This window comes from Mesorhizobium sp. WSM4887 (assembly GCF_029625865.1).
Classification (GTDB): Bacteria; Pseudomonadota; Alphaproteobacteria; order Rhizobiales; family Rhizobiaceae; genus Mesorhizobium.
The window spans coordinates 1,433,703-1,444,757 of the sequence record NZ_JARTVP010000001.1; the positions used below are offsets into that span (position 1 = coordinate 1,433,703).

General features: G+C 65.0%; 10 protein-coding genes and 1 pseudogene. 9 read left to right on the plus strand and 2 right to left on the minus strand.

Annotation, left to right across the window (positions count from 1 at the left end; all coding sequences use genetic code 11):
* The first annotated feature begins 89 nt into the window (after positions 1–89).
* The 5 genes from P9230_RS06905 to P9230_RS06925 all read left to right on the plus strand — a co-directional run bounded on the left by P9230_RS06905 (position 90) and on the right by P9230_RS06925 (position 6,510).
* Positions 90–551, plus strand: a complete 462-nt coding sequence (locus P9230_RS06905) for a DUF4126 domain-containing protein (RefSeq protein WP_067327104.1) — start codon at positions 90–92, stop codon at positions 549–551.
* A complete protein-coding gene (locus P9230_RS06910) occupies positions 548–1,924 on the plus strand; it encodes an FAD-containing oxidoreductase (protein ID WP_278118039.1) in 1,377 nt (458 codons plus the stop codon). The genes P9230_RS06905 and P9230_RS06910 overlap by 4 nt, the downstream gene beginning before the upstream one ends.
* Before the next feature lie 153 nt (positions 1,925–2,077).
* Positions 2,078–3,133, plus strand: coding sequence for a succinylglutamate desuccinylase/aspartoacylase family protein (locus P9230_RS06915; protein ID WP_095801701.1), 1,056 nt, complete (start codon positions 2,078–2,080; stop codon positions 3,131–3,133).
* A 234-nt stretch (positions 3,134–3,367) separates the two neighbouring features.
* Positions 3,368–5,557, plus strand: a complete 2,190-nt coding sequence (locus tag P9230_RS06920; protein ID WP_095801838.1) for an anthranilate synthase — start codon at positions 3,368–3,370, stop codon at positions 5,555–5,557.
* A 5-nt stretch (positions 5,558–5,562) separates the two neighbouring features.
* On the plus strand, positions 5,563–6,510 hold the full coding sequence (locus P9230_RS06925; RefSeq protein ID WP_095801702.1) for a cation diffusion facilitator family transporter: 948 nt from the start codon (positions 5,563–5,565) through the stop codon (positions 6,508–6,510).
* 262 nt (positions 6,511–6,772) lie between these two features.
* On the opposite strand, the gene P9230_RS06930 is transcribed toward P9230_RS06925, so the two are convergent.
* A complete protein-coding gene (locus tag P9230_RS06930) occupies positions 6,773–7,855 on the minus strand; it encodes a hypothetical protein (RefSeq protein WP_095801839.1) in 1,083 nt (360 codons plus the stop codon).
* A gap of 107 nt (positions 7,856–7,962) precedes the next feature.
* On the opposite strand from P9230_RS06930, the gene P9230_RS06935 reads away from it, so the two are divergent.
* From P9230_RS06935 to P9230_RS06950, 4 genes are all read left to right on the plus strand, one after another.
* Positions 7,963–8,397: a DsrE family protein gene (locus tag P9230_RS06935; protein ID WP_067326442.1), complete on the plus strand. Its 435-nt coding sequence runs from the start codon at positions 7,963–7,965 to the stop codon at positions 8,395–8,397.
* Positions 8,398–8,480: 83 nt separating this feature from the next.
* Positions 8,481–9,266 carry an SDR family oxidoreductase gene (locus P9230_RS06940; protein ID WP_082953952.1) on the plus strand — a complete coding sequence of 262 codons (786 nt, stop codon included), beginning with the start codon at positions 8,481–8,483 and terminating at the stop codon, positions 9,264–9,266.
* Positions 9,267–9,318: 52 nt separating this feature from the next.
* On the plus strand, positions 9,319–9,630 hold the full coding sequence (locus tag P9230_RS06945) for a putative quinol monooxygenase (protein WP_095781246.1): 312 nt from the start codon (positions 9,319–9,321) through the stop codon (positions 9,628–9,630).
* Positions 9,631–9,706: 76 nt separating this feature from the next.
* Positions 9,707–10,810 (plus strand): AbrB family transcriptional regulator, encoded by a 1,104-nt coding sequence (locus tag P9230_RS06950; RefSeq protein WP_127245999.1) that lies wholly within the window; start codon positions 9,707–9,709, stop codon positions 10,808–10,810.
* Here P9230_RS06950 and P9230_RS32415 read toward each other — a convergent pair.
* Positions 10,800–11,055, minus strand: a pseudogene (locus tag P9230_RS32415) (hypothetical protein); the annotation flags it as partial. The gene P9230_RS06950 and the pseudogene P9230_RS32415 overlap by 11 nt on opposite strands.

Genomic DNA, 11,055 nt, shown 5'->3' on the forward strand with positions numbered 1-11,055 from the left:
CGACCGGAAAAGCCCATGGCCAAACGCCAGGCCTATGCTAGCTTGCCATCCGCGGAACCGTGCGGAGCTCCGAATTTGAGGGGATGATGATGCTCTACATTCTGGCATTGCTGATTGGCGTCGTCGCCGGCCTTCGCGCCATGACCGCGCCAGCGACCGTTGCCTGGGGTTCGTATCTCGGCTGGATCCCGGTTGCCGGCACATGGGCAAGCTTCATGGGCCACTGGATCGCGGTCGGCATCTTCACCGTCCTGGCGATTGTCGAACTTGTCACCGACCAGTTGCCGTCGACGCCGAGCCGCAAGGTGCCGCAGCAGTTTGGCGCGCGCATCGTCACGGGCGCCTTCTGCGGCGCGGTGATCGGCGCCACGGTCGGCGCCACCATCGGCGGCCTCATCGCCGGCGCGATCGGCGCGGTGATCGGCACGCTGGGCGGCGCGGAAGCACGCGCCAGGATGGCTGCCGCCTTCGGCAAGGATCCGCCCGCCGCCTTCATCGAGGACGCGGTGGCGATCATCGGCGGCCTGCTGATCGTGGCGGCGGTCGCATGAGCGCGAAAAACTTCGACGCCATCGTCATCGGCGCCGGCCAGGCCGGCCCTTCGCTCGCCGGCCGGCTCGACGCCGCCGGCATGAGCGTTGCGCTGATCGAGCGCAAGCTTATTGGCGGAACCTGCGTCAACACCGGCTGCATGCCGACCAAGGCGATGGTGGCGAGCGCCTACGCCGCGCATCTTGCCCGCCGCGCCGCCGACTATGGCGTCGCGCTCTCCGGTCCGGTCGGGGTCGACTATCAAAGGATCAAGGCACGCAAGGACAAGGTGACCAACGATGCCCGCGGCAATCTCGAAAGCTGGATCGCGGGGATGAAGGGCTGCACGCTTTATCGCGGCCATGCCAGGTTCGAATCCGCTAATACAGTGCGCGTCGCCGACGACCTGCTGACCGCGCCAAAAATCTTCCTCAACACCGGCGGCCGCGCCTCCGTGCCGGACCTGCCCGGCGTGAACGACGTCCCCTATCTCACCAACTCCTCGATGATGGATCTCGATGTGCTGCCCAGCCATCTGGTCGTCGTCGGCGGCAGCTATATCTCGCTCGAATTCGCCCAGATGTTCCGCCGTTTCGGCTCCGAGGTCACGGTGATCGAGAAAGCGCCGCGGCTGACGGGCCGCGAGGACGAGGACGTCTCGGCCGCGATCCAGTCGATCCTCGAAAACGAAGGCATCACCGTCCATGTCGGCGCCGAGGACATCGGCTTTGTCAGGCAGGGCAACGGTATCGCCGTGACCTTCTCTGCCGGCAAGCCGCCGGCGGTCGGCTCGCATGTGCTGCTGGCGCTCGGCCGCGTCCCCAACACCGACGACCTCGGCCTCGACAAGGCCGGCGTCGAGGTCGACAAGCGCGGCTACATCGTCGTCGACGACCAGTTGCGCACCAATGTGCCCGGCATCTGGGCCATGGGCGACTGCAACGGCAAGGGCGCTTTCACCCACACCTCCTACAACGACTACGAGATCGTCGCCGCCAATCTGCTCGACAACGATCCGCGCAAGGTCACCGATCGCATCGAGGCCTATGCGCTTTACATCGATCCGCCGCTCGGCCGCTGCGGCATGACCGAGACCGCTGTCAAGAAATCCGGCCGCCGCGCCCTTGTCGGCCAGCGGCCGATGACCCGTGTCGGCCGCGCCGTCGAAAAGGGCGAGACGCAAGGCTTCATGAAGATCCTGGCCGACGCCGACACCGGCGAGATCCTCGGCTGTTCGGTGCTCGGACCGGGCGGCGACGAGGCGATCCACTCAGTGCTCGACCTGATGTATGCCAAGGCGCCGATCTCGACGCTGGCGCGCGCCATGCACATCCACCCCAACGTCTCGGAGCTTCTGCCGACCATCGCCCAGGACTTGAAGCCGCTGGCGTAACGGCAGATCGCCGCTCCACGTCGGGGCTTCTCGATCTTGGCAAACAGTGCTCAAGGCGTCCGACGGTCGGCTTGCGCCTATCGCGCGGGCGGACTGGACCACTGACACCCTGGCCGTAACCATGCATGTCTGGCCACCCACCGGAGGAACCCCATGCAAAAGACCATCGAGCGCATCGCAGGCGACAGCGAAGGCGTTGCTTATGAGTTCCCAGTTTTCCGCTTCGAGGGCACGGACAAGTCGGCGCCCTCGGCCTATCTGCAGGCGGCGCTTCATGCCGGAGAATTGCCAGGTGTCGTCGCCATCGACGCGCTGATGCCGATGCTTGCCAAGGCGGAAGCGGAAGGCCGCATTAGAGGCGCCATCACGTTGGTGCCCTGGGCCAATCCAATCGGTCGGGCGCAATACCATTTCGGCGAGCACCAGGGCCGCTTCAATCTCGGCACCCGCACCAACTTCAACCGTGCCTTCCCGCTGCTTGCCGCGCCGGACGCCAGGCTGTTAGCGGATGTCAACCTCGGCGGCGCCGACCGCCGGCTGAAGAAGCGGCTCGTCGAACTCTCGCTCGGCAACGACATCGTGCTCGATCTCCACTGCGACGATGAAGGCCTTGCCTATCTCTACATCCACACCAGCCTGTGGCCGCATATGGCCGACTGCGCGGCTGCGATGGGCATCGATGCCGTCCTGCTGTGGAGCGAGGACAGTAGCGGCACCTTCGAGGGCGCCTCGATCATGCCCTATCAAAATGTGCCTGCGAGCGTCGCGCGCTTCGACCGGCGCGTCGCCACCACGGTCGAATATCGCGGCATGCTGGATGTCGACAGCGGCTTGGCCGCCTCCGATGCCGCTGGCCTCTACCGCTTGCTGGTGACGCGCGGCGTCATCCAGGACCCTTCCGTCCCGAAGGCGAGCAGCTTCTCCGGCGCCGTCGTACCGCTGGAAAACATCGAGATGATGCCTTCGCCCAAGGCCGGCGCCATCCTTTACGACGTCAAGCCCGGCGACCGCGTCAACAAGGGCGACCGGCTGGCGACGATCGTCCATGCGCCCGGCGAAGCCGGCGGCCGCACCGAGGTGTTCGCGCCCCAGTCGGGTTTCATCCTGACCCGTCGTTCGCGCCGCATCATTCGCGCCGGCGAGGATCTTTTGAAGCTTGCCGGCGACAAGAGGAGCGCCGACGCGCGCTCCGGCACGCTGGAGGACTGACGGGCCGGCTTTACCGTTCGCGTGAAATCCAGTTGCGTGGGCCGTCATTCGCCGCTATGGGAGTCGCCATGAACATGCGTTCGAACAAGACCGTTTGGTGGTGGGCTCGCTGACAGCGGCCGGTTCGAACGCGCATGCGTGAAAATGAGGGTGGCCGCAGCGGAATGTCCGGGCGGCCATTTGTTTTTCCAAGCCATTCCCGGGTCCGTTGCCCAAACGCTGATGGAGACGGCAATGACGACTACAGTTCTGGACAACGGGGCGGAGCGCTTCGTCACCGCGGGCGGGGTGACGATCACCCGCGAACGCCATGACCAGCCCTATGAAGGCGCGATTGACGCCTATGTCGACGGCCTGAATTCCCGCCGCGGCGCGGTGTTCTCCTCGAACTACGAATATCCGGGCCGTTACACGCGCTGGGACACGGCCATCATCGATCCGCCGCTGGTGATCTCGGCGCGCGGCCGCGCCATGCGCATCGAGGCGCTCAACCAGCGCGGCGAAGTGCTGCTGCCGGTGATCGGCAAGGCGCTTGGCGAGCTGAGCGAGGTGGCGATTGCCGAGAGCTCGAAAAAGCTGATCCGCCTCGATGTCGCCAAGCCCGGCCGCGTCTTCACCGAGGAAGAGCGCAGCCGCGTGCCGTCCGTCTTCACGGTGCTGCGCGCCATCACGGCTTTGTTCAAGACTGCCGAGGACGCCAATCTCGGCCTTTACGGCGCCTTCGGCTACGATCTCGCCTTCCAGTTCGACCCGGTCGACTACAAGCTCGAGCGTAAGCAGAGCCAGCGCGACCTGGTGCTGTTCCTGCCCGACGAGATCCTCGTCGTCGACCACTATTCGACCAAGGCCTGGACCGACCGCTACGACTATTCCGGCGAAGGGTTTTCCACGGAAGGCTTGGCCCGCGATGCTCATGTCGAGCCGTTCAGGACCGCCGACCGCATCCCGCCGCGCGGCGATCACGAACCCGGCGAATATGCCAATTTGGTGCGCCGGGCGATGGAGAGCTTCAAGCGCGGCGACCTGTTCGAGGTCGTGCCTGGACAGATGTTCTACGAGCGTTGCGAGACCCAGCCCTCCGACATTTCCCGCAAGCTGAAGTCGATCAACCCCTCTCCCTATTCCTTCTTCATCAATCTCGGTGAAAACGAGTATCTGATCGGCGCCTCGCCGGAGATGTTCGTGCGCGTCAACGGCCGTCGGGTCGAGACCTGCCCTATCTCCGGCACCATCAAGCGCGGCGACGACGCCATCTCCGACAGCGAGCAGATCCTCAAGCTGCTCAACTCCAAGAAGGACGAGTCCGAGCTCACCATGTGCTCGGACGTCGACCGCAACGACAAGTCGCGCGTCTGCGAGCCGGGCTCGGTGCGCGTCATCGGCCGCCGCCAGATCGAGATGTATTCGCGCCTGATCCACACCGTCGATCACATCGAGGGACGGCTGCGCGAAGGCATGGACGCCTTCGACGCCTTCCTGTCACACGCCTGGGCGGTCACCGTCACCGGCGCGCCGAAGCTGTGGGCCATGCGTTTCATCGAGCAGAACGAGAAGAGCCCGCGCGCCTGGTATGGCGGGGCGATCGGCATGGTCAATTTCAACGGCGACATGAACACCGGGCTGACGCTGCGCACCATCCGCATCAAGGACGGTATCGCCGAAGTGCGCGCCGGCGCCACATTGCTTTTCGACAGCGTTCCTGAGGAAGAAGAAGCCGAAACCGAACTGAAGGCATCCGCCATGCTCTCCGCCATACGCGACGCCAAGACCGGCAACGCCGCAGGCACCGAACGCACCACCGCGCGCGTCGGCGACGGCGTCAACATCCTGCTCGTCGACCACGAGGACTCGTTCGTCCACACGCTGGCCAACTACTTCCGCCAGACCGGCGCCACTGTTTCCACCGTGCGCACGCCGGTGCCGGAAGAGGTGTTCGAGCGGCTGAAGCCCGATCTCGTCGTGCTCTCCCCCGGCCCGGGTACGCCGAAGGATTTCGATTGCGCCGCGACCATCAGACGAGCGCGCGCCCGCGACCTGCCGGTCTTCGGCGTCTGTCTTGGCCTGCAGGCGCTGGCCGAAGCCTATGGCGGCGAGTTGCGGCAGTTGCACATTCCGATGCACGGCAAGCCCTCGCGCATCCGTGTCTCGAAGCCGGGCATCATCTTCTCGGGGCTGCCCAAGGAAGTGACCGTCGGCCGCTATCATTCGATCTTCGCCGATCCGGTGCGCCTGCCCGAAGGTTTCGTGGTGACGGCCGAGACCGAGGACGGCGTCATCATGGCCTTCGAGCACCGCAAGGAGCCGATCGCCGCCGTTCAGTTCCACCCGGAATCGATCATGACGCTCGGCCACAATGCCGGCATGCGCATCATCGAGAACATCGTTGCGCATCTGCCGCGCAAGGCCAAGGAAAAGGCTGCCTAGCAACGATGGCCGCGGTGGAAGACACGGCGACGGCGGCCGCAAGAGCCGCCGCGAAGCGCAAGATCGCCAGCCTCGCTTTCTGGTCGATCGTCATCGCCTTCCTGGTGATGGGGCTGAAATTCGTTGCCTGGCAGATGACCGGCTCCGTGGCCCTCTATTCCGATGCTTTGGAATCCATCGTCAACGTCATCACTTCAGCAGCCGCTCTCTGGGCGATCCGCATCAGCCATAAGCCCGCCGATAGCGACCATCCCTTCGGCCATCACAAGGCCGAGTATTTTTCTGCGGTGCTCGAGGGTGTTCTGATCGTCGTTGCGGCGCTGCTGATCATCGCCAAGGTGTGGCAATCGCTGCAGAATCCCGCGTCGCTCGAACAGCCCTGGCAGGGCTTAGCGATCAATGCCGGCGCGGCGCTCGTCAATGCCGTCTGGGCATTCGTGCTGATCCGCAACGGCCGCAGCGAACGATCGCCGGCCCTGGTCGCCGACGGCCAGCACATCATGACCGACGTGCTTACCTCGGTCGGCGTCATCGTGGGCCTTGTCGCCGCGGTGATGACTGGATGGCATATCCTCGACCCGCTGCTTGCGCTTCTTGTTGCGCTGAACATTCTCTATCAGGGCTGGAAGCTTACCGGAGAGTCGCTGAGCGGACTGATGGATCGTGCCGTCGACACCCAGGAGCACATGCAGATCCGCGATATCATCTCGGCCAATTCGAAGGGTGCGCTGGAGGTGCATGACCTGAAAACCCGCATCGCCGGGCGAGCGACCTTCATCGAGTTCCACCTCGTCGTCGACGCCGACATGACGGTCGGCGCCAGCCATGTCATTTGCGACCGCATCGAGGACGCGCTGAAGGCCGAGATCCCCTCGGTGCGCGTCACCATCCATGTCGAGCCGGACGACGAGGCGAAGCTGCCGAAAGGCACAACGGCGGTGCCTTTCGCCTGAAGCGATTTCCAGGCACGCCTTGGAAAATTGGCCGGGCCTCCGCGGTGTCGTCATCCCTGGAAGAAGCAGGAGCGAAGCTCCATCGCCGAGACCCCTGGGATCCATGCCGTGGCCTTGGCCGAAGCATGCAGCGAAGCAGAGTTCTGCACCGTTTCAACGCTTTAGCATAACGGCATGGATCCTATGGCTGCGCGCGTCGCTTCCCTCCTTGCTCCGCATAGGATGACGAAGCGCCACACTTTAGAGTGACGAAGTGGCACACTCACGGCGTGCAGGCCGACTGCGGCATCGGATTGAGTCTGTACACCTTGTCGTCGGACGTGGTCTTGCCGCCCGCCATCTTCGAGCAGAGGTCGACGATGGCGAGCGCATTGTTGGGGTTGGCCAGCAGCATCGTGCCGCTGGCGCCCCGCTTGAGAAAAATCTCCTTCTGCGAGATGTCGCAGGCAAAGTCGCTCATCTTGGAGCTGGCCGAGCAGCGCCACTGATCGGCCTCGCCCTGGCAGGAATAGGTCTGCGTAACCTTGGCCTCTTTCTGCCTGGTCGTCACCGAGATGGCGATGTCGGCGCCGTCTGGCCAGTTGGCGGCATCGCCACCGGCGGCAAAGGAAGCGAGCTCGATCGGCCCGCGGAAGACGCGGATCGACTGCGTCATCTGGTCCGGATGGGATTTCAGATGCGCGTCGTCATAGTCGCGGCCGTAGCAGAAGGGCTGGTCCGGCTTCAGCCGCTCGCGCAGCGGGGCCCCGATCGCCGGGTCGATCGGATCGATGCGCGCGAACTCCGCCTTGCAGGTGTCGGCCGGCATCGGATCGAGACGGAAATTATCGTCTTCGCTGCCCAGCGCCTGCTCGTTGTATTTCGCCTTGCCGAGATCCTCCTCCGCGCCGGCGTCGAGATAGACGTCAGGCTGCACGTTGGAGAGGATCAGCCGGCCCTTGTCGTCGACTTTCAGCGAGGCCAGCGTGCGGTCGCATTCCATGCCGCAGCGGATGCCGCTCGCCTTGTCGCTCGGATCCTCCTTGTTGCACCAGCCAGCCGCCCATTCCGGCTTCTTGGCGCCGCGCACCGTGGTGGTGAGAAAGCCGTTATAGGCAGCGTCGGACATCGAGCTCGGCTCCTCGTTCGGCCGGCTGGCCGGATCGTGGCCATGGTAGAAGAAGATGCGCGCCACCTTCTGGTGCGGATGCGCCTTGAGATGGGCGGCATCATAGACCCGGCCGAAGCAGACGTCGGCGCCGTTCGGGCTGAGTTCGGTCAGCTTGGGGGCATCATCTGCGAGCGCCGCGCCGGCAATGAACAGCGCGGCACCCAGCACCGCACCTGCCACCATCCTCGACGTCATGTGATCCTCTCCTCGCACCGACAGGACGTGATTGCGATTCATGCTAGTCTAGGCACGAAGGCTGGGCCACGCAAACTTGCGAGAGCCGCCGGATCGAGGAGGATGCGATGCTGCGCCGTGACGTTTTCCGCGCCGGTCTTGCCGGAGTGGGCGGTTTTTTCGGTCTGCGACAGGCGAGCGCCGCCGCCGGCGAAGACAGGCTGAAGGTCGCCTACCATCTCAGCGACGCCGACAAGGTCAACTTCGTCCTCGGCAACATCAAGAACCACTATGAGGGCACCGGCGGCAATGTCGAGGTCGTGCTGGTCGTGCACGGGCGGGCGCTTGCGGCCTTCAAGGCAAAGAGCGCTTCCGGCGCGACCTCCAGCCGCTTTGCCGGCCTCGTCCAGCAGGGACTTGTTCCGCAGGCCTGCAGCAACACCATGCATGGCATGGACATCGCACTGACCGACCTGCTTGCCGGCTTCCAGGTCGCGGAGAAAGGCGGCGTGGTCAAGCTCGCGGAGCTGCAGCGCCAGGGCTATGTCTATCTGCGGCCCTGAATTCGCGCCCTGATCTTGCCTTGACTTGAACACCTGGCCGGGAAGCGTCTACCAATTGCCAGCGCAATCCTGGAGATATCGACGTGCCAACTGACCCGACCACGCTTGTCATTCCCGATCTTGCCGGCAAGGCGGTGCTGGTCACCGGCGCGTCGACCGGGATCGGAGCAGCCCTCGCCCTCGCCTATGCCCGGCAGAAATGCCGCGTTGCGCTGCATTACAACTCAAGCCGGGAAGCCGCCGAAGAGCTCGCCAAAACCATCCGCGACGACGGCGGCGAGGTGTTCTTGACGCAGGGCGATTTTTCGGTTCCCGCCGACGTCGAGCGCGTGGTCGAGGGGAGCGCTGAACATTTCGGCCGGCTCGACGGGCTGGTCAACAATGCCGGCGGCATGCTCGGCCGCGTTGCCTATGCCGAGCAGACCGAGGCCCATTACGATGCGGTGATGGATCTCAACGCGCGCTCGGTGCTGACGGCCTCGCGCAGAGCGATCCCATGGCTGAAGCGCCAGGGCGGCTTCATCATCAACACCACCTCGATCGCCGCCCGCAACGGCGCCGGCGGCGGCGCCGGCCTCTATGGCTCGTCCAAGGCCTTCGTCTCCAACGTGACGCGCGGCATGGCCAAGGAGCTGATCGGCTTCGGCATCCGGGTCAACGCCGTGGCGCCCGGCACCATCCTGACCCCGTTCCACGAGCGCTATTCCACCGCCGAGCAGATGAAGGGCATGGTCGCCACCATTCCGCAGGGTCGCGCCGGAAGGGCCGAAGATTGCGTCGGCGCTTACCTGTTCCTGTCTTCCGACCGCTTGAGCGGCTACATCATCGGCCAGGTGATCGAGGTCAATGGTGGCCAGTTGATGCCGTGAGCTGGCGATTGCATACTCAGCTCAGCGTGCAACCTGGAGGGAGAGGAAGTGAATGTTCGGACTGATCGGCAAGATGCGGGCGGCACGCGGCCAGCGCGATGCAGTCATGGACGTGCTGCGTGAGACGACCGGTGCCCTGCCCGGCTGCCTGAGCTACATCATCGCCACCGATCCGGCCGATGCCGACGCGATCTGGGTCACCGAAGTGTGGACCGATCAGGCAAGCCATAAGGCGTCCCTGCAACTGCCCGAAGTCCAGGCGGCAATCGCCAAGGCGCGTCCTTTCATCGCCGGCTTCGAATTCCAGGTCGAGACCCATCCTGTCGGCGGCTTCGGCCTTCCGGCCCCCGAGAAGGGCAGCTGAGCGCGAGACCGTCGCCAACGGCATTTCCGCGGGAAAATGGGTTCGCATTTGTCCGTGCCCGGGCTAAGAGCCGGATATGGACTCTTCATCAGAAGGACCGTCACTGGAGCAACCGTCTGTTCAACGCATGACGCGATTGCGCCCGCTGCAGCAGTGGCTGGCGCTGGTGGTGCTCTCGCTGCTCTTTGCCGGCGCGCTGGAATTGGCCGCCTTGCCTGCGGCGCTGCTGATCGGCCCGATGCTTGCCGCGATCCTGGCCGGCACCAACGGCGCCACGGTGCGCGTACCCCGCGCGCTGTTCGGTTCCGCTCAGGCCGTGGTCGGCTGCCTGGTGGCGAATTCGATCTCGGTCGACATATTTCCGGTCTTCTACGCCGAATGGGCGCTCTTCTTCGGGATGGTGGTGGCGACGCTCACCGCCTCCAGCCTGCTAGGCTGGCTGATCAGTCGCTGGCGCATCCTGCCCGGCACCACGGCGGTCTGGGGTTCCTCGCCGGGCGCCGCCACCGCCATGGTGCTGATGGCCGGCGCCTTCGGTGCCGACCAGCGCCTCGTCGCCTTCATGCAATATCTGCGTGTCATCTTCGTTTCGGTGACGGCGGCGCTCGTCGCCAAGATGTGGGTCGACACGTCGGGCGTCGAAGTGCCGCCCATCATCTGGTTTCCGCCGATCGATCCATTGGCCTTTGGCGCCACCCTTGGCATCGCGGTCGTCGGCGGCCTGCTCGGCAAGCTGCTCAGACTGCCCTCGCCCTTCTTCCTTGGCACCTTCATCTTTGGCGCGGTAATCCATCTCGGCTTCAGCGTGCCGATGCAATTGCCGCCCTGGCTGCTGGCCGTCAGCTACGCCATGGTCGGCTGGGCGATCGGGCTGAACTTCACCCGGCCGATCCTGCGCCACGCGGCACGCGCCCTGCCGCAGATCATCGCCTCGATCGTAGCGCTGATCGCCTTCTGCGGCGGCATGGCTTTCGTCATCAGCGGCGTGCTCGGCATCGATCCGCTGACCGCCTATCTGGCGACCAGCCCCGGCGGCATGGACAGCGTCGCCATCATCGCCGCCGCCGCGCAGAACGTCGACATCTCCTTCGTCATGGCGCTGCAATCGGCCCGTTTCCTCGTCGTGCTGCTTGTTGGGCCAAGCGTCGCCAAGCTTGTGGCGCGAAACGTCAGGGACTGATCCGCGCTACCAAGTGCATGGAGAAGCAGAGGAATTGGCCATGAACCGTCGTTTGAATGCTGTCGATCTCTCTGGCCGCGTCGGGGTCGTGACGGGCGGCGCGCAAGGCATCGGCCTTGCGGTCGCCCCCCCCCCGGGGGGGGGGGGGGGCCCCGGGGGCCAAAGGGGCAAAGGCCCCGGCCCCGGTGGGGGGGCGGTGGGCCGGGGTTGGGCCATTGGGCGGGGGGGTTGCGTTGGTTTGGGCC